Raw genomic sequence first — 19052 nt, 5'->3', positions numbered from 1 at the left:
CGATCGCAAGTGCCGTTTCAACCGGCTCCTTATAGGCGGGATTGCGCTGTTTCCACAGTACGAAACCGCGGATCAGGCTCGATCTGCCAAGCACATGGGGTTGGTCAGCGGCGGGATTGTCCTTATCCTCGACCAGTTCCTCGCAGATACGGGCCAGCTCCAGAAGCAGTGCCTCGACGCTGAAGCGCTTCTCCGGATTGCGGATCATAATCCGAAGGTCTTCCAGCCGTTGTTCGGGATCGACGGCCGGGGAAAATTCCCTGCCCATCCTTGTCAGCACCCGTTCGATTGCTTCGTCCGCATCGTCGCGACCACCCATTCGTGCACGACGAAACAGATAGAGCGCTTCTTCGAGGTCACATTCCGTGCCCTTGCCATCCTCGTGGGCCAGACCGAGTGTGTAGGCTGCTCGGTCGAAACCGCCATCGAGCGCGGCGGCGAGCAACTGAATGCCTTTTTCGGCATCTTCCTTCACGATCGTTCCATAATAATAGGCAACGCCGAGATTGTTGGCGCCGCGGGGATTACCGGCCTGAAGGGCGCGGCGATACCAGTAAAGCGCCCGGATCGGGCTCTTGCGGATACCGGTGCCGGTACTGTAGCGATGGCCGAGGCTGACCATGGAATCGCTGTCGCCGAGGTGGGCTCCCTGGCTGAAGAGCTTGACGGCGCGGCGATGATCTTGCTTCAGCCCGGCTCTGCCGTCGGTATAAAAATGGCCGAGATTGCCCATGGCCGTTCCGCAGCCGGCTTTGACGCCCTGCTCGTAGTAATCGCGTGCCTTGAGGAGATCGGCCGGGAAAGGGCCGTCGCCGTGCTGGTACATGCTGGCGATATTGTTCATCGCGTCGCCATGCCCGAGGGCCGCCGCCATTTCGTACCATTCGACTGCCTGCACCCTGTCGAGGGTGACATTGCAATAGCCCTGATCGTAAATGTCACCCAATACGAAGGCGGCATCGGCATCGCCGGATATTGCCCGCTGTTTCAGATCGTCGAGCGGAACATCATAGAGGCCGTGCCAGCGTTTCTCCGGGACCGGACCGGCCGTGCGCTTCTCGAAATAGCGGTCTGCAAGCGTCGTCAGATACTTTTTCAGCATGAATGTGCTTCTCCGAACGCAAACCCGACTTCACATTTTTGGCGACACCATATTCCCCGGCCGGCATCCCAGGGGTCGTTCCCGGCAGAGGGCGAGCCGACACCCTAGATCAAAATTGCGTCACCTGTCACGGCAAGCCGAGGCGATTTCATCGCCATCAGCTCCCTTCATTGAACGACGAAAACGCGGATTTGATGAGTGTTTTGGTATATTCAGCCGCCGGCCTGTTGAATATCGCGTCCGTTTCTCCCTCCTCCACAATCTTCCCGTTTCTCATGACGATGACGTAGTCCGAAATGGCCTTGATGACGGAAAGGTCGTGGCTAATGAAGATGTAGGAAAGGCCATGCGCCTCCTGCAAATCGCGCAGCAGGTCGATAACCTGTCCTTGAACGGATCGGTCCAGCGCAGATGTAGGCTCATCGAGAATGACGACGTCCGGCTTGAGGATGATCGCACGGGCAATTGCGATACGCTGACGTTGTCCGCCTGAAAACTCGTGGGGATAGCGGTTGCGGGCGGCAGGATCGAGGCCCACTTCCTTCAGCGCTTCGATCGCCCGCTTGTCCCGCTCCGCTCGGCTCAGCCGCTGTTCATGCACAAACAGACCTTCAGTGATTATCTCCCCGACCGTCTGTCTTGGCGAAAGCGAACCATAGGGATCCTGAAACACCAGCTGCAAATGCCGCCGCAATGGCCGCATCGCCTTTCGGTCAAGACCACTGATTTCCGTCTTGCCGAAGAAAATACGGCCATTTGCATGTGCAAGACGCAGAAGCGCGCGCCCGAGTGTGGACTTGCCTGATCCGGATTCACCGACGATACCGATGGTTTGTCCCTGGTGAAGGCTGAGATTGACGTCGTCGACAGCCCGAAACTTGTGCGACTTCGACAGGAAACCACCCGGAATTTTATAATCGACCGTCACGCTCTGGCCGGAGAGAACGATAGGTGCCTCTTTACCGACTGTCGGCTTGTGCCCGCTGGGTTCTGCATCGAGAAGCATTCTGGTGTAGTCAGCCTGCGGGCGATCGAAGATATCTTCCGTCGTGCCGGCCTCGACAATCTCCCCGCGGCGCATAACCGCGACGCGATTGGCGAAATGGCGGACAACGCCGAGATCATGCGTGATCAGGACGATGGCCATGCCGAAGCGTTGCTGCAACGACTTCAGAAGATCGAGAATCTGCGCCTGTATCGTCACGTCAAGCGCGGTGGTCGGCTCATCCGCAATCAGAATATCGGGCTCGTTTGCGAGAGCCATGGCGATCATGACGCGCTGACGCTGACCGCCGGAAAGTTCATGTGGATAGCTGTCTATACGCCGCTCCGGCTCTGGAATCCCAACAAGTTTAAGGAGTTCGAGAACGCGTGCACGCGCTTCCTTCTTGCTGCCACCCCTGTGGTGAACGATCGGTTCGGCGATTTGCGCGCCGATCCGGTAGAGAGGATCGAGCGAGGTCATCGGCTCCTGGAAAATCATGGTGATTTTCGCACCCCGGATATTGTTCAGCTCGCTGACCGGCAGGCCGATCAGCTCGCGTCCGCGATATTTCGCCGAGCCCTCGATAGCGCCGTTGGATGCAAGCAGTCCCATGATGCCCATCATGGTCTGGCTCTTGCCGGAACCGGATTCTCCGACGACGGCAAGCGTTTCACCCTGTTTGACGTCGAGATTTATGCCCTTGACGGCACTCACCGTGCCGTCCGGTGTCGTGAAATCGACCTTGAGATCACGGACGGTGAGGATGGTTTCTGATGTCGTATTCATGTCAGCGATCCTTGGGATCGAGTGCGTCACGCAACCCGTCACCCACAAAGTTGAGCGAAAACAGGGTCAGCACGAAGAAGATCGCCGGAAATATCAGGAGCCACGGGGCCGATTGGATATTGTTGGCACCTTCGGAAATCAGCGCCCCCCAGCTCGTAAGCGGCGCCTGTACGCCAAGGCCGAGGAAGGAGAGGAAGCTTTCCAGAAGAATGACTTTGGGTACGACGACAGTGACGAACACGACGACGGGGCCGATCGTATTGGGAATGATGTGACGGCGGATGATCTGCCAGTCGCTCAGGCCCAAAGCCTGTGCGGCGCCCACAAATTCCCGCCGCTTCAGGGCAAGCGTCTGGCCACGGACGATACGCGCCATATCGAGCCATTCCACGGCACCGATGACCAGGAAGATCAGGATGAAGCTGCGGCCGAAAAAGACCACCAGAACGACCACCAGAAAGACAAAGGGCAGCGAATAGAGGATTTCGACGAAACGCATCATCACATTGTCGACACGCCCCCCGATGTATCCCGCCGTTGCGCCGTAAAGAACGCCGATCCCGAGTGAAACGAGGCTGGCGAGAACGCCGACGGCGATCGAGATTTGGCCACCCAGCATCACGCGGGCCAGCATGTCGCGGCCGTTCGAATCCGTGCCGAAGAAGAAGTATTCGCGGTTGACGCTGCCTTCCAGCTTCAGCGTTCGGCCCTCATCTTCGGTGGCAACGACCTTCGTGTTTTCGAATTCGTTGGCGCGGTCGAAATAACGTGTCGTGCGTGGGTCAATCGGGCTGCTGGAGGTGACGGTGGCCGTGAAGGTCTGCCCTTCGACGGAAAATTCCTTCAGCTCCACGCGCGCGCGGCTGGCAACCCCGTCCATCACGCCTTGCAGGTTGTTTACATCCGGACGTGGCTCAAGGCTCGGCGGGACAGAGACATAGGACGAGAACACCTGATCATAGGTGTGTGTGAGGAACTGCGGGCCGATGAATGAGAAAAGCGTGATCAGCAGAAGCATGAAGGAACCCGCCATGGCGGCCTTGTTTCGTCTGAAACGAAGGACTGCCAGCTGGAACAGGCTTCGGCTTTTCACCAATGGCTGATGGGCATTGTTCCCGGGGATATCAGTCATGTCTGACCCTCGGATCGAGCAGGCCGTAGAGAATATCGACCACGAGATTGAACACAATGACGAAAATGGCGACGAGAACGACGGTTCCCATGACCAGCGTATAGTCACGATTGATGGCGCCGAGAACGAAATAGCGGCCGACGCCCGGGATAGTGAAGATCGTCTCGATGACCGCCGAACCCGTCAGCAGGGCTGCGGCGCAGGGAGCCAGATAGGAAACGACCGGAAGCATCGCCGCGCGCATGGCATGGAACACCACCACGCTGCGGGCTGGAAGGCCGTAAGCCTTGGCGGTGCGGATATGATCCATCCGCAAAGCCTCGATCATTGCGCCGCGTGTCAGACGCGCGATAACGGCAAGCTGTGGCAAAGCGAGCGCGATCATCGGAAGGATGAGATATCGCAGCGATCCGTCGCCCCAGCTGCCGGCCGGCAGAAGTCCGAGCAGAACGGCAAAGATGAGTGTGAGAACAGGTGCGACAACGAAGTTCGGCACGGTAACGCCGACTGTCGAAATGGACATGATCGAAAAATCGAAGGCGCTGTTCTGCCTGAGTGCGGCGAGGGTGCCGGCGAGAACCCCGCCCACCAGCGCCAGCAGGAGAGCGTAGCAGCCGAGTTCCAGGGAATAGGGCAGACCTTTGCCGATCAGCTGCGCGACCGTATTGTCCTTGTAGATGTAACTTGGACCGAAATCACCGGTGACGGCGTTGCCCAGATAGATGAGATACTGGCGCCATAATGGTTCATCCAGATGATAGGTTCTCATCAGGTTTTCCATCGTCTGCGGCGGCAGGGGGCGTTCAAGATTGAACGGACCGCCCGGTGCGAAACGCATCAGGAAAAACGAAATCGTGACGACGATGAACAAGGTCGGCACGGCGCTCGCCAAACGGCGCAGGATAAAGGAGATCATGGTTTTTCAGGCTCCGGCACGGCACGGTGGTGTTGGCCACCGTGCCAACGCTGCTTATTCGGAAACGCTCAGGAAGCGGCTGAGGTGTTCGTTGGCAGCATTGTCTTCCCAACCCTTGACGCGGTTGGAAACCAGCCAAAGGTCGGCCTGTGTCAGAAGCGGAACAACCGGTTGTTCCTTCATGAGGATGGTTTCTGCCGCATGAAGCAGCTTGGAACGTGCGGCCGGGTCCTTTTCGTCGTAGGACTTCTGCAGCAGCGCATCATATTCCGCGTTGTTGAACTTGGAATAGTTGAAGGTCTTGTTGGAGGAAACCGAAAGCGCAAGGAAGTTTTCCGCATCCGCATAGTCGGCAACCCAGCCGGCGCGCGCGACGTTGAATTTGCCGCCTTCCTGGAGGTAGCCATAATGCGAGGCGACATCGAGGTTCACCAGTGACACCTTCGCGCCGAAGGTGTTCTTCCACATGTCCGCGATAGCTGTCGCGACGCGTTCATGGTTCGGGTTTGTATTGTAGCGGATTTCGATGGAAAGCGGCTTGCCGCCCTCACCGTAACCGGCTTCCTTCATCAGTTTGAGGGCTTCATCTTCACGATCAAGCTGCGACAGCGTGGCGAAATCGGCCTTGGCCGGCTCACCATAGGAATCCATACCCGGGGGAACCATGGAATAGGCCGGAACCTGTGAACCGCTGTAGATTTCCTTGGCAAGGAAGTCACGGTCGACTGCCATGGACAGCGCTCGGCGGACACGGACATCGTTATACGGCGCTTCGCGGGTGTCGAAGGTATAGTAGTAGGTCGCAAGCGTCGGCGACACGTGAACCTGCTCGCCATAGGATTTGCGCAGACGGTCGATCTGGTCAGCGGAGAAGTTGTATGCGAGGTCCATTTCCTTTGCTTCGAAACGGCGAACGGATGCGGCCTGATCGTCGATCGGGTAGAAGATGACCTTGTCGATCCTGGTGTTCGGTGCGTCCCAGAAGTTGGTGTTCTTGACGACCGTCAAGCTGTCATTGGGAACATGCGATTCAAGCTTGTAGGCACCGTTCGAGACCATGACGCCCGGCTTTACGAAGTTGGTCCCGTTCTTTTCGTAGCTTGCCTTCGAGATTGGCAGAGCCGTCTGGTGAGCAAGGAGCTCAAGGAAGAAAGGTGTCGGGCGCTCGAGCGTGACCTCGAGGGTCTTGTCATCCACTGCCTTTACACCGAGCTGGTCCACCGGCACATCGCCCTTGTTGATCTTTTCGGCGTTCTTGATCGGGTAAAGAATATTCGCATATTTCGCTGCGGTCTTCGGGTCCTCGACGCGCTGGTAGGAGAAGACAAAATCGCCCGCCGTTACCGGAGTGCCGTCCGACCACTTCGCATCCGCTCGCAGCTTGAAGGTGTAGACGGTACCGTCGTCGGACAGCGTCCAGCTCTCCGCAGTACCGGGAATGATCTTGCCAGCAGAATCGTAAATGGTGAGACCTTCAAAAAGGTCTTTCAGAATAAATGCTTCGATGTTGATCGAGGTCTGCGCCTGATCCAGTGTCTGCGGTTCCCCGGAATTGCCGCGGTGCAGAACTGTTTCTGCAAGCGCAGAACTGGCGCCAAGCAGAAGCGAGCCTACCAGCAGAGCGGCGCGAGTTGTTGTTTTTATCGACATTGTTTTCTCTCCCCGTAAAGATTTTAAGTCCACAAACAAGGCCAAATCGCTCCGAAGTGCAACCACAATAAATTGTGAGTTGATGCGGAAACCAAAAGTTTCACTTAAGTTGACACGTCCGTGCTTGACCCGGCAGTTTCTTATAAAACACTTTGACTGAAGCCCGTCCTGCGCCAAGTTGTCCCACAGCGAAGATGTCGGCCCTCAGGGGTTTTGACGCGGATTTTCTGCACTTTTCCCGATCTTCTCATCCGCAATCCGTCAGGAAAATTCTGCTCCACCGACGTGACGTGCCTATGCATGATCAGGCGCTATCCCTTTATTCCGCTTGCCGCGATACTGGAGATGAACAACCTCTGCAGGCAGAGATAAAAGATCAGCACCGGCAGGGTGATGATGGTGAGATAGGCCATCACTTCACCCCAGGGCGTATTGAGCTGGAAGAAATATTGCAGCCCCACCATCACGGGCCGGTAGGCTTCGGACTGGGTAACGAGAAGCGGCCATAGATATTGCTGGCTGTACATGACGAGAAACTTGAGGATTGCCGCCGTCGCGATGACCGGGCCGCTGAGCGGCATCACCACCTGCGCATAAATCCGCAGCCAGCCGGCCCCGTCGATGCGCGCCGCCTCCAGCAATTCCTTCGGCAGATCCTTGAAATATTGCACGAAGAGGAAAATCGTCAGCCCATCTGCAATCCACGGAATGATCTGCACATGCCAGGAGTTGAGCCACCCCCAGGTAAATCCACCGCTGCCAATCCATGGCAGATTGTTGACTTCCAGCAGGAGCGGTACGGCAATCGTTTCAAAGGGAATGATGAGCGTGGCGAGGATGATCGAGAATAAAACATCCTTCCCGCGCCAGTTCAAAAAGGTGAAGGCGAAGGCGGCAAGCGAGCCAAAAAGCAGGGCGAGAAACACGGTAACGACCGTGACCAGAACCGAATTGAATATGAAGGTAGCAATCGGCGCCCGGGCGAAAGCTGCCGTGTAGTTTTCAAGCGAGAGATGTCCCACCGGCAGGAAGGCTCGTATCGACGTGGCATCACTCAGCAACTGGTCGTTCGGTTTTAGCGACGAGAAGCCCATGAACAACAGGGGCAAAATGAAGATCGCCGCGAAGGCGAGCATGAGCACATAGTTGCCGATGAGAAAAGCGAGGCTCTTGCGTTGTCCGGCCTGCATCATTGCTTCTCCCTTGTCATGTATCGCTGGGTCAAGGAAATGCACAGAACAAGCAGGAACAGGACGACCGAGATTGCGGAGCCTGCCGCGATGTCCTGCTGTCGATATCCTCGTTCAACGGCCTGGTAGACGATGCTTTGAGTGGAATCACGAGGCCCGCCCTTGGTCATCACATCGATCTGCGCGAAAAGTGCAAAAGCCTGCATGGTGATGACGATGATAATCAGCACGGCTGTGTTGCGCAGCAGCGGCCAGGTTATCATGCTGAATCTCTGCCAGCGGCTCGCTCCTTCGATGTCGGCTGCCTCGTAAAGATCCGGAGAGATGGTTTGCAGGCCGGAGAGCCATATGACCATGTGGAACCCAACACCCTGCCAGACCGACATCACCAGAATGGCCCATAAGGCGATATCGGTTCTGCCCAGCCAGTCAATGGGCTGGAAGAGCCCGAAGCTCATGTAACTCAAGAGGCTGTTCAGGAGCCCGTTATCGGCCGCATAGATAAACCGCCAGAGCAGCGCCACCACCACCACCGACAGCACGACAGGCATGAAGTAGATCGCCCGGAAAATCGTAACGCCGGGGATATTCTGGTTCACCAACAGGGCAAGAAATAGCGCCAGCGCAGCCTGAACCGGCGCGACGACGACCACGAAGGAAAGCGTGTTCACGAGGGCCGTCAGGAATACGACATCGCTGGCCAGAATGACGATCCGGTTCTCGCCCCAGCTGAAGCTCTTATATTCCCGCATTCCTTCCAGATGGGGATAGTCGGGATTGTTGCGGGTGAAATTGCGAATTCTCGGATAGGAGACGGAGCCATCCGCATCCCGGCTGATGCTGCCGTCCGCCTCTTTTTCCGGCTCGAGCGTCAGCACGCCGATACCCAGCAGCTGGGTGTAATTTTCAACGCCGACAAACTCGGTCGGATTGGGAGACGTCAGTCGCTGGTTGGTGAAGGAAAAACCGAGCCCCAGCAAAAAGGGTGTGGTCAGGAACAGCCCGATCAGCACCATCGCCGGTGCAGCCATGAGCCAGCCTGTGACGCTGTCTCGGGTCAGCTTTCCCTTTGAAGAAAAGAACGCCATCGACCACCTGCCCCTATTTGGGTTGGTAACCGGAATTGCGCTCTATGTTGTTGTTTATCTCGTCTGTCGCGTTGTCCAGCGTATCGGCAACATCCGCGCCGTTGGCCATATCGGAAAGAGCCTTGGAAAAGACCGGCGAGATGAAGGCGTAAGCTGGCGTGACCGGACGCAATGTTCCCTGACGCCTGGACAGTTCGAAGAAAACCTCGAGCGGACCGCCTTGTTTGTAATTCTTCGTCATCTGGGCAGCCGATGAGGTGGCCGGGATGAGACCGATCGCATCGGAGAACTGTGCGAGATATTTGTCCTGTATGGCAAATTCGATGAAGGCGGACGCGCCTTGCGGATGCTTGCTGGTGGCCGATACACCAAACTGCCAGGATCCGGCACCGATCTTCGGTCCCTGCCCGAAATCGGGCGCCGGCAGGAACAGCAGATCATCGCCGTATTTCTCCAGCGCCTTCACCGCAACCCAGTTGCCCATCCATTGCAAGGCGTGGCGACCTTCCAGAAAGCCGGTTTCGTGGTCGGCAGGCGATTGTGACGTTCCGGGCGCAAGTTTTTTCTCGAACAGAGACTGCCACCATTCTCCGAATTTGATGGCATTTTCCCCGTTGAGAACGTTCTCGGCGGTTTGATAGTTTTCCTTGTCAATCAGGCTGCCGCCGAAGCTCTCCAGAAACGGGCTGAAGGCATAGCTGTACCATTCGGTTTTATCGGCCATTCCAAGGTCGATCGCATATTCGAACTTGCCGCTGGCCGCGAGCTTCTCAAGTGCCGCATTGAACTCTTCACCGGTCCACGGCTGTTCCAGTGTTGGAATGCGAATACCGTTTTCATCGAGAACCGATTTGCGGGCGAAGACCGCTACGGCTGCGTCCCACAGGCCGACGGAATACAGCTTGTCTCCCCACTTGCCCACGGCGCCGGGCAGGAAATTCGCAAGCTTCGCCTCATCTATCTGCAACGGTTGCAGATAGCCGGACCAGGCCCAGTTCGGCATGTTTGGCCCATCGACGTCCAAAATGTCAGGCAGCTTGTTGGAAAGAGCGGCGGCGGTGACGGATTCATTATATGCGGTTTGGGGGAATTCCTGAAGCGAGACCCGCCAGTCCGACTGGGATGAATTGAAGTCCTCGATGATGCCGGCCAGGATCTTGCGTTCTTCAACATTGCCAGCACCGTGATACCACATCGTCAGGTCGGTCTGCGCCAGTGCCACAGTGGAAAAAAGCGTCGACAAGGCAGCGGCTGCCCCCACAAAAATGGCTTTGGTAATCATAGATGGTCCTCCTCCTGATGAAGGGTAACTTCAACATCTACAGATTGTTCCGCAAAAAAGTCTGCATTCTGGCGCTGCATCCTCTCAAGAACGCAAGTGGAAGGAGCTTCCGGGAATTCGCCAAAACAATGCTGCTCCGCCGAAGCGGTGTTGCAGCAGTCGCCTCTGATTCGTCCTTGCAGGCAATCCACAAGCTTATGGTGCCAGTTGCTTCCGATTCACTGGTGCGCTGCCATTCGGAAGCCAGGAATTTGATTTTATTCAAAGTTTTGACGGCAATAAGCCTTGGGAGATCGAGCCCGCTCACCTACGAAACTGGATTCTAGTTGGAATTTCGCAGGGGTGTTAGTGAGACCATCGCAAGGGCTGAAAAGATTGCGCTTGCTATCGCCAGCGGCCAGAGACCGACCAGAATATATGGGGCGACAACGACGGTTCCAAAGGTGGCGACGCTTAAAATTGCGGCGACAACGATTGCCGCAGCGCGCGAGGGGTCGCCGCGGGCGGCAATTATTGCCCGATGAAACCCTATCGGGCCTCTGACGCCGAACCCGAAATTCACGACCACCCACATTGGAACAAGCACATAAAGGTTCTTTCCCTCGGCGAGTGCGTAGATGAGAATCGCAAGAAACGCGACAGGCATGATCGTTGTGCCCGCGCGGATGGTCCTCAAAGTACCGAATTTCATTGCCAGCCATGCAGAGGAATTCGCCGCGAGAATGAATGCCACGATGCCAAAGATCTGCAGGATCACAAAGTCCCTGATCTCCTTGTCCAGAGGGCCGGTCAACACGGCTGGCGCACCAAAGACGAAAACAAGTAGAGCACCCAGCGAGAGTGCCTGACTTGAGGCATAGCTGACAAATTCGATATTTTTCAGGATCGCTAGGTAGCCGCTATGACTTTGCAGCTTCTGCGCTGGACGTGGAAAATATGCTTGCTGCCAGAGAATGGCTGCGCCGACCAGTGCTGCGAGCAGCGCCAAGATGAGGAAGGAAAGCTTCCAACTCCCGATCTCCAGCAGATATGCTCCAGCGATCGGGGCCAGTGCGGGTGCTAGCGATTCGATGGAACCGAGTCGTCCCATGGCCGAAGCTGCCTTGTCTTGCGGGTAGAGACCTTGAATGAAGCCGGGAGCGAATACAGCCGGAGCCGATCCGAATGCGCCTTGGGCAAACCGCAACACAATCAGCCATTCGATGGAAGGTGATGCCGCGGCGGCCAGGGACGCAACCCCAAACAGGGCAAGTGACGCGACCAGCAGCATGCATGAATCAAAGCGCGCGCCAAGCTCACCAAAGATCAAAAGGCCAACCAGTGTGCCGAAAACATAGGCCGCAAGGACGAGCTGGGCAATCTCAACAGTTCCACCAAGCTGAAGCGGCAAGCTTGGAATGGCTGGAAGCACCAGATCGGTCCCGGCGATACCAAGAACGGTTCCGCTGGCAATGAGAACGAACAGCAGTGACGTTTTCGGGGCCGTAGACATCGTTCTTTGGTATCAGAAGCGTGCCATGCGACCAATTATGCTGCATTGATCCCTGTTATTCAATTATTTGATCTTTCCGCGCTGCGCCAGCCGACATTGAGGCCTTGTCTTCTCTGGAGTCTTGGGAGCGCGAACCACCAGCCAGTGAAACCGCCCATTAAAATGGTGGGCAGCACTCCCGGAAAATGGACAGATATGGCGGCCATTGGCGCATTTCTGCTCTCTACACAGGTTTTTCTGATGCGGCCGTTGCCCGGAACTATTCGGAGGAGCGAATTTCTGCGGCTACCAACGATATCTCCGACATCGGCATTCGCTGGAGCGGCCGCGGCGATGTTTTTGAAGCGTATGTGTGCCGCCCCCTCCACATTGCAGAAGATTGAGGATCAAGGTGGGCAGGCAATCAACCAGCTGGAGGTTCGACGTCGGGCACAACTGACAGTGTGTGCTTGAGGCATTTAAGTGCGAAACAGGAACGGGAATGACGTACGCCCTCGATTTTGTAGAGCTTGCGGCGCAGAAACTGCTCGTAACCTTTCGTTCCTGCCACCGCCACCTTGATGAGATAATCATATTCGCCGGTGGTCAGATAGGCTTCCAGCACCTCCGGAAGTGCCGCCATGGCTGCGCCGAAACGTTCCAGAACCTCATCGTCGTGGCGCTCCAGCATCACTTCGATAATTACCGTCTCGGTTAGTCCGAGGTGGGCCTGATCGATAATGGCCGTGTAACCGCGAATGACCCCCTCGTCTTCCATCCGCTTGGTGCGCTGCCAGCAAGGGCTGGGTGACAACCCCACCTTTTCTGACAGCTCCGTATTGCTCAGCCTGCCGTTCTCCAGCAGGGCCCGCAATATTTTGCGGTCAATTCTGTCCAACGGCTTCGTCATGCCGATCTCCCCGAAACATGCTGCAAAAAAATCTGCCGCCCATGAGGCTGCTGGCGAAAGAAGTGTTTTCCGGCACGCCGTTTGGCGGCGTCATTCGAAAGCACCTTCGGTCGGGCTTTGAGTACCGTACTGCAAGGTACAGGCAGCAGGGAGGAGCAGGCATGGCACCAGTACAGCAACAGCATTTTCCAAGGCCGAGAACGCTGATCCATCCCGGCATTTCCTCGCCGGTGCGCATCAATAGCCTGCGCTCGCCGTCTGCGCGTCATGTGCGGTTGTCCATTGCGCCGGGGCGCAGCCTTTTCGACGGCATCGTGCAGCCGCTTTTCGAAAACGGCATCGAAAATGCCTCGCTCACCATTCTCGGTGGTTATTTCGACATATTGTCCTATTGCGTGGCCCCGCCCGATCCTTCCGGCAGGGCGGTCATTGCCTATACGAAACCCATCGATGCCGGTGCAGCCTGGCTGGTTTTCGGCAACGCCACATTGGGGCGCAGCATGAAGGATGAGCCGATCGTTCACTGCCATGCGGCCATGCGCACCGGGGCCGGTGTGGTCAGGGGCGGCCATTTGCTGACGGAATCCTGTATTGTCGGAGAGGGCGGTATTTCCGCACTTGTGACCTCGCTCGACAGTTTCGTGCTGCAGCAATCCTTCGATCCCGAAACCAATATTCCTCTTCTTCAACCGAAGAACCGCACGGAGCGCGCCGATGAACACGCATGATCATGTCGAATCCGGCTCCATGGGCCGTGTGGCCTATGCCCGCATCGCGCCCAATGAAGACCTCGTGCTGGGCGTCGAGAAGCTGTGCCTCGCGGAAGGGTTCCGCAATGCCTTCGTGCGCGGTGCGCTTGGTAGTCTCGTCGATGCCTGCCTTGGCACCCGCAGCAGCGAGTTCGTACAAATTCGCGGTCCGGCGGTGGAAATCGTCTCGATTGCCGGTGAAGTACGCGCCCAGCCCGACGGTTCGCTGCGGGCCGCGTTGACCGGCGTTGTCGCCGATACCGAGGGTGCGGTTTACGGCGGTCCGTTCATCGCGGGCGCCAATCCCGTGTGTATGACCTTTGAGGTGACGCTGGAAGAATGGTTGCCCTCGGAGACGCCCCAGGCGGCGTGAGTTGCGACATGATCGGCCGTTGAGTTGCGCGGTGTTGCGAGCCGCCCCGGCGCAACTCATGCGGCTGCCCCTTGTCTTTCGCTCAGAAGTAATTCGAAAGTGACGCAAACCGGGTTTTTGCCGCGTACCAATCGTCCGCCGCTGATGTGGGTGGTGAGATCGACCATTGCGATATCCAGCGTCGCCTGTTGGTCGCCCATAACGGGATCGATACGGCCATTGCGGATGAGGGTTTCGCTCGCATAGGCCGTCAGCGACGTTCCGTCCTCGTAATCCACGCCGATCAGACTGCCGATACCATTGACCTCGGCTTGTTGCAGGCCGAATTGCTGGCAGGCGGCTTCAAGGGCCGTGCAGATATCGGTATTGGGCCGCACGGTGCATAACAGCGCCCGCAGGCCCGCATCCTTGCGGTTGCGTGGTTGCGCGATAGGGGTGAAGAGGGGGAAATTGGTTTCCTCATCCCTTCGCACATCGAGGATTGCGCCATCCAGCGCCAACGCCTCAAGCGGCGTCTCTGCAGCAAACTCGGCCTCGAAAGGCAGCAGATGCCCCATGGAGACAACGCCGTCGGCATTTTTCCATGAGCCATGGCAGTGCAGAAAGGGCTTACCGTCACGGCGTCCCATATGCAGGCCGGCATCGATGATGGTGCCGCCTGGCATGGAAAAGGTTTCGCTATACCAGGCGGCATGGGCATCATCGGGCGCGGCGGCGGGCATGACATAATCCAGTCGTTTCATCGGCACGTTTTTCAACCTGATGTAACCACCCTCGAAACCCCGCGCCGCAAAGGCATCGGCAATTGCCTCGTTGACGCAGACGCCGGATCTGGCCGTCAGCGTGACGGGATGGGCATGGCAGCCGACGGCGCGAAAGCGTTCGGGCGTTATCGGTCCGGGATGGACGATGCGGCGGGGAAGCTCCTGCGTACCTGTCTCCGTCATACCGCGAGCCCTGCGGTAATGAAGCCGCCATCCACGGCAAGCACCTGTCCGTTGATGTAGCTCGCGTCATCTGACACGAGGAAAGCCACCGCAGAGGCGATCTCATCCGTCCTGCCATAGCGATGCATGGGAACGCGGCTATGCCATTGGCTGCGAACATTCTCCGTATGAACTGCCTGGGTCAGCGGAGTGTCGACCGGGCCGGGAGCAATCGCATTGACGCGAATGCCTGATTGCCCCAGCTCGTTTGCCATCACCATCGTCAAAAGATTGACACCGCCCTTCGAAGCGCCATAGGCGCTGCGGCCACGATTGCCACACATGCCGGAAACCGAGCTGATATTGACGATGGAGCCGGAAATCTCACGGTTCAGCCAATAACGGGCTGCGGCACGAGCCACTGCGAAGCTGCCGACGAGGTTGACATCAACGATACGGCGAAATTCTTCGACGCTGGTGTCGACGGAGAGCTTGTCAATACCGATGCCGGCGCTGTTGACCACGGCCACAAGATCAACCGCGTGATCGCCGCCGCCTACCGTGAAGGTGGCGAAAGCCTCTTCTATCGACGCCTCATCCGCCACGTTGCAGACGATGCCGCGCGAGGGGGCTATGCCGAGTTTTTCGCAGGCCGCATCCAGCGCTTCGCGCTTGAGATCCAGCAGCCATGGCTGCCAGCCGCGCGCCATCAAAAGCTGCGCCGTGGAAAAACCGATGCCGGATGCACCGCCGGTGATTGCGACCGCGCCTTTTGTCCCTATCGTCTGCTGTGTCATAGCCTCTCCTCCCGGTTGGATGTCGTATGCGTCAACCTGTCCGGTTTTCTTCGAAAACCGGCATCTGGCCACGTTTTTCCAGCTCCTCGCGGATCATTTTCTTGGTGATCTTGCCATAGGCGGATTTCGGCATGGCATCCCAGAACACCACGGTTTTCGGCAGCTTGTAGCGGGCCATCTTGCCCTCCAGATAGGCCTTGAGGTCGATGCCGGCGATATCCGCGCCCTCGCGCGCCACACAAACCGCCACGCCAACCTCGCCCCACACCGCATCCGGCACACCCAAAACCGCGGTCTCGCTGATATCCGGATGCATGAGGATTTTTTCCTCGATCTCACGCGGGTAGATGTTCGAGCCGCCGGAAATATACATGTCGGAGGCACGGCCGGTGATGTAAACGAAGCCGTTCTCATCGCGATGACCGAGATCGCCGGTGCGGAACCAGCCGTTGCGGAAGGCCTTGGCATTGGCCTCGGGGTTATCGTAATAGCCGGCAAAAACGGCGGGGCCGATGACGCATATCTCGCCGGTTTCACCGGCTGCGAGTTCCTCGCCCGCATCGTTCTGAATCTGCACCTCCATGCCGGTACGATCAAAACCGCAGGTGCCGAGCCGCGCGTCCGGGCCATCTTCGGCGCTGTGGAAAGAAGGAGGCAGCACGGTGATATTTCCGGTGACCTCACCGAGGCCGAAATATTGCACCAGCACTGGACCGAGTTTTGCCAATGCCCGTTTTTGATCGGTGCGATACATCGGCGCGCCAGCATAGATGACGTAGCGCAGGGAGGAATGATCGAAGCGGTCCACGGCCGGGTCTTCGATCAGCATTTTCAGAATGGTCGGCACGGTGAAGGCGTTGGTGACACGCCATTTCTCGATCAGTGCCCATACGGCCGGCACATCGAGCTTTTCCGCAGCCGGAAGCACCGTTTTTGACCCGTGGGCAACCTGTACCAGCTGGTGAATGCCGGCACCATGCGAAAGCGGCGCGACAACGATCGAGGCATCGTTCGCTCCCGTTCCCGGCATCAGATCGCACAGATGATTGGTGATGACGAAGGCCATCTGACCATGGGTCAGCACCGCCGCCTTGGGGCGGCCGGTGGTGCCTGAGGTGAAGAAGAACCAGCAGGGGTCGTCTCGGTTCACAGCTTCGCTTTTGACCTTCCGGCCCAGATGTCGGGCCACGATGGCATCGTAATCCTCACCGAAATCGGCCCGGCCGATGGCAATGGTGAATTCGATTGCGGTTGCTTCACGGCTTGCCTTGGCATGATCGGGAAACGCGCCGGCGCAGATCATGCCGCGCGCGCCGCTGGCTTTGGCCAGGTAAGCCACTTCATCTGATGACTGGCGGTAATTGGTTGGCACCCACACCGCACCCACCCGGAAGCAGGCGAACATGGATTCGAACATCTGGTTGTTGTTGGAAGACTGCACCAGAATGCGATCGCCCTTTCTGACGCCGAATTCACTGACCAGTGCATGGGCCATGGCATCGACGCGAGCATCCATTTGAGCCCAGGTCCAGGTGTTTTCGCCCCAGACGAAGCCGATGTGGTCAGGATTGCGGCGTGCCGCCTGGGTCAGGAAGTGCGAGAGATTCATCACCCGCGTGGTGGAGGGCGCGACCCCGCCCGCAGGATGCTGCACGGCACTTTGCGTCGTCATTTCACGCGCTCCATGATCGAGACGTAGTTGGCAACAGCAGTGCCCCCCATGTTGAACACGCCGGCCAGCGAGGCATTGGGTATCTGCATGTCGCCTGCCTCGCCCATCAATTGCATGGCTGCCATGACGTGCATGGAAACGCCGGTCGCGCCAACGGGATGGCCCTTCGACTTCAGGCCTCCGGATGGGTTGATCGGCAGGCGCCCAGTCTTCAGCGTTGTGCCCTCCTGCACCACCCGGTGCCCTTCACCGGGCTTCGCCAGCCCCATGGCCTCATATTCAATGAGTTCGGCAATGGTGAAGCAGTCGTGTGTTTCGACGAAGGAGAGATCGTCGAGCGTTGCGCCGGCGAGTTCCAGCGAGCCAGCCCAGGCGCGGCGCGCGCCTTCAAACGCCAGCGGATCGCGGCGGCTCAGCGCCAGAATGTCATTGACATGCTTGCGGCCCCTGAAGCCGATGGCGCGGTTGAGTGTGGCTGCCGTTTCCTCATCGGCTAGAATGATCGCGGCGGCCCCGTCGGAGATCAGCGAGCAGTCGGTACGGCGCAGGGGGCCTGCGACATAGGGATTTTTCTCCGATACCGTATTGCAGAAATCGAAGCCGAAATCCTTGCGCATATGGGCATAGGGATTGACCGCGCCATTGGCATGGTTCTTGGCGGCAATCATTGCCAGCTCTTCTGAGCGATCGCCATAACGCTGGAAATAGGCCTGTGCGATGCGTCCGAACTGGCCGGCAAAGCCGCCCGAAATATCGGCTTCCTCCGCCCGGTAGCAGGCGGAGAGCAGGATTTCGCTGACTTCCGCCGTCGGCAGCGCCGTCATTTTTTCGGCCCCAACGACAAGAGCGATGCGCCCTCGCCCTGCCTCGATGAAATCCATGGCGCTGTAAAGGGCGGCCGATCCTGTCGAGCAGGCATTCTCGAACCGCACCGCCGGCGTATAGGCAAGCCGCTCATCGCCCATCGCCACCAAAGCGCCCTGAAAGTCCTGCTTCGAGAAGCCGTTATTCATCACGCCGACGAAGATGCCGTCGATGTCGCCGACGTCGATGCCGGCATGATCTATGGCTGGCGCTACGACCGAAGCCATCAGTTGTTCGGTATTTTCAAGGGCCGATTTGCCGAAAGGCGAATGCGCCCAGCCGACGATCTGCGCTTTGCTCATTTGCTCGTTCTCCTTGTTTGCCGTTTCGTGTCACCATCGCCGCGCGTGCGGGCGCGGCTGGCCATCATTTCCGCGATGCGTGTTTCGATGCGGGTCACTTCCTCGCGCAGCAGGGCGGCGAGCTCCGGCTGACGCTCCGCCCGCATGCGGCTATCGACAGCGGCGATGCTGAGCGCCCCCGCCAACGCGCCATCCGGTGTGCGGATGGCAACACCGATGCCCCAGGAGTTCGACAGGATCAGGCCGGGGTTGAGCGAATAGCCATTCGTCCGGGTCAACTCGACATCCCGGCGCAACCCATCGAGGGTGATGCCCGGATAGTTCGCAGCAATCAGCCCGCTATTGGCGGCGATGACGCTTTCCACCTCGGCATCGGGCAGGGCGGCCAGCATGGCGAGCGATCCAGCGCCGATGCCTAAGGGGTGTTCAAAACCGGCCTGAAGCGCATGGGTGCGCACCGGCCAGGTGCCTTCCTCGCGGTAAAGGCACAGCGCGAACGTATCGCGGCGCACGGAGAGGAAGCTCGAATCCTCGGTACGACGGGAAATGCGTGTCAGCCCGTCCTGCGCCATCTGCAGCAAGCCGAAACGGCGTGACGACAGGCTGCCCAGCACATAGGCTTCCTCGCCGAGATAATATCGCCGGGTTTCCTCGTCCTGCTCGACAAGGCCGGCGCGGATCAGCGCCAGTAGCAGGCGACGGGCCGTGGGCTTGTTCAACCCGCTTTCGGTGACGATGACCGAAAGCGCCACGCCGCGTTCCGCGTGCCTCCCCACCATGGAGAGCAGCGCCAGCGCCCGGTCCACCGCCCGTGCACCTGTCAGATCGTTCTCTGCCGGGATCGTTGTTGCGGCCAT

General features: G+C 58.2%; 19 protein-coding genes. 4 read left to right on the top strand and 15 right to left on the bottom strand.

Annotated features, from left to right (window positions below; all coding sequences use genetic code 11):
* The 8 genes from N434_RS13435 to N434_RS13400 form a co-directional block, all read right to left on the bottom strand.
* Window positions 1–1102 (bottom strand): tetratricopeptide repeat protein (locus tag N434_RS13435; protein WP_146227652.1); only part of this gene is annotated, 1102 nt, incomplete at its 3' end.
* Window positions 1103–1259: 157 nt separating this feature from the next.
* On the bottom strand, window positions 1260–2873 hold the full coding sequence (locus N434_RS13430; protein ID WP_065117212.1) for an ABC transporter ATP-binding protein: 1614 nt from the start codon (window positions 2871–2873) through the stop codon (window positions 1260–1262).
* Window position 2874: 1 nt separating this feature from the next.
* Window positions 2875–4005, bottom strand: a complete 1131-nt coding sequence (locus N434_RS13425; protein ID WP_110758331.1) for an ABC transporter permease — start codon at window positions 4003–4005, stop codon at window positions 2875–2877.
* On the bottom strand, window positions 3998–4921 hold the full coding sequence (gene oppB / locus N434_RS13420) for an oligopeptide ABC transporter permease OppB (RefSeq protein ID WP_065117214.1): 924 nt from the start codon (window positions 4919–4921) through the stop codon (window positions 3998–4000). Before oppB ends, N434_RS13425 begins: the two co-directional genes overlap by 8 nt.
* A 54-nt stretch (window positions 4922–4975) precedes the next feature.
* The gene (locus N434_RS13415; RefSeq protein WP_110758330.1) at window positions 4976–6571 is read right to left on the bottom strand and encodes a peptide ABC transporter substrate-binding protein; all 1596 of its coding nucleotides are present in this window, start codon (window positions 6569–6571) and stop codon (window positions 4976–4978) included.
* A 311-nt stretch (window positions 6572–6882) separates the two neighbouring features.
* Complete coding sequence (locus N434_RS13410) at window positions 6883–7761, bottom strand: carbohydrate ABC transporter permease (RefSeq protein ID WP_286172242.1); 879 nt, start codon at window positions 7759–7761, stop codon at window positions 6883–6885.
* Window positions 7761–8849 (bottom strand): carbohydrate ABC transporter permease, encoded by a 1089-nt coding sequence (locus N434_RS13405; RefSeq protein WP_110758327.1) that lies wholly within the window; start codon window positions 8847–8849, stop codon window positions 7761–7763. The genes N434_RS13410 and N434_RS13405 overlap by 1 nt, the downstream gene beginning before the upstream one ends.
* 13 nt (window positions 8850–8862) lie before the next feature.
* The gene (locus N434_RS13400; protein ID WP_110758326.1) at window positions 8863–10131 is read right to left on the bottom strand and encodes a sugar ABC transporter substrate-binding protein; all 1269 of its coding nucleotides are present in this window, start codon (window positions 10129–10131) and stop codon (window positions 8863–8865) included.
* Between the two features lie 2 nt (window positions 10132–10133).
* Between N434_RS13400 and N434_RS25970 the strand changes: the two genes are divergently transcribed.
* A complete protein-coding gene (locus tag N434_RS25970; protein WP_110758324.1) occupies window positions 10134–10457 on the top strand; it encodes a hypothetical protein in 324 nt (107 codons plus the stop codon).
* Here the strand turns inward: N434_RS25970 and N434_RS13390 are convergent.
* On the bottom strand, window positions 10454–11623 hold the full coding sequence (locus N434_RS13390; RefSeq protein ID WP_110758323.1) for an MFS transporter: 1170 nt from the start codon (window positions 11621–11623) through the stop codon (window positions 10454–10456). The genes N434_RS25970 and N434_RS13390 overlap by 4 nt on opposite strands.
* Window positions 11624–11808: 185 nt before the next feature.
* Here N434_RS13390 and N434_RS13385 point away from each other — a divergent pair, with 185 nt between their 5' ends.
* Window positions 11809–12006 (top strand): hypothetical protein, encoded by a 198-nt coding sequence (locus tag N434_RS13385; protein WP_110758321.1) that lies wholly within the window; start codon window positions 11809–11811, stop codon window positions 12004–12006.
* A gap of 20 nt (window positions 12007–12026) precedes the next feature.
* Here the strand turns inward: N434_RS13385 and N434_RS13380 are convergent, their stop codons facing one another.
* On the bottom strand, window positions 12027–12512 hold the full coding sequence (locus N434_RS13380) for an Lrp/AsnC family transcriptional regulator (protein WP_110758319.1): 486 nt from the start codon (window positions 12510–12512) through the stop codon (window positions 12027–12029).
* A 161-nt stretch (window positions 12513–12673) separates the two neighbouring features.
* Between N434_RS13380 and N434_RS13375 the strand changes: the two genes are divergently transcribed.
* Both N434_RS13375 and N434_RS13370 read left to right on the top strand, forming a co-directional pair.
* Window positions 12674–13240: a PPC domain-containing DNA-binding protein gene (locus N434_RS13375; protein WP_065117221.1), complete on the top strand. Its 567-nt coding sequence runs from the start codon at window positions 12674–12676 to the stop codon at window positions 13238–13240.
* Entirely contained in the window at window positions 13227–13634 is a 408-nt protein-coding gene (locus N434_RS13370) for a PPC domain-containing DNA-binding protein (protein WP_181423964.1), read from the top strand. Before N434_RS13375 ends, N434_RS13370 begins: the two co-directional genes overlap by 14 nt.
* Before the next feature lie 56 nt (window positions 13635–13690).
* Here N434_RS13370 and N434_RS13365 read toward each other — a convergent pair whose 3' ends face one another.
* Genes N434_RS13365 through N434_RS13345 form a run of 5 tightly spaced genes read right to left on the bottom strand, consistent with a single transcriptional unit; the run spans window position 13691 to window position 19052 of the window.
* Window positions 13691–14581, bottom strand: a complete 891-nt coding sequence (locus N434_RS13365) for a PPC domain-containing DNA-binding protein (RefSeq protein WP_110758318.1) — start codon at window positions 14579–14581, stop codon at window positions 13691–13693.
* Complete coding sequence (locus N434_RS13360) at window positions 14578–15357, bottom strand: SDR family NAD(P)-dependent oxidoreductase (protein WP_110758316.1); 780 nt, start codon at window positions 15355–15357, stop codon at window positions 14578–14580. Before N434_RS13360 ends, N434_RS13365 begins: the two co-directional genes overlap by 4 nt.
* Before the next feature lie 31 nt (window positions 15358–15388).
* Window positions 15389–17029, bottom strand: coding sequence for an acyl-CoA synthetase (locus tag N434_RS13355; RefSeq protein ID WP_110758314.1), 1641 nt, complete (start codon window positions 17027–17029; stop codon window positions 15389–15391).
* Complete coding sequence (locus N434_RS13350; RefSeq protein ID WP_110758312.1) at window positions 17026–18195, bottom strand: acetyl-CoA acetyltransferase; 1170 nt, start codon at window positions 18193–18195, stop codon at window positions 17026–17028. The genes N434_RS13355 and N434_RS13350 overlap by 4 nt, the downstream gene beginning before the upstream one ends.
* Window positions 18192–19052 (bottom strand): IclR family transcriptional regulator, encoded by an 861-nt coding sequence (locus tag N434_RS13345; RefSeq protein WP_110758310.1) that lies wholly within the window; start codon window positions 19050–19052, stop codon window positions 18192–18194. The genes N434_RS13350 and N434_RS13345 overlap by 4 nt, the downstream gene beginning before the upstream one ends.

It is taken from the genome of Rhizobium sp. UGM030330-04, from assembly GCF_003208455.1.
GTDB lineage: Bacteria > Pseudomonadota > Alphaproteobacteria > Rhizobiales > Rhizobiaceae > Agrobacterium > Agrobacterium rhizogenes_A.
Note: the sequence above shows the minus strand (reverse complement) of the source record. Positions and strands in the feature narration are given on the sequence as shown.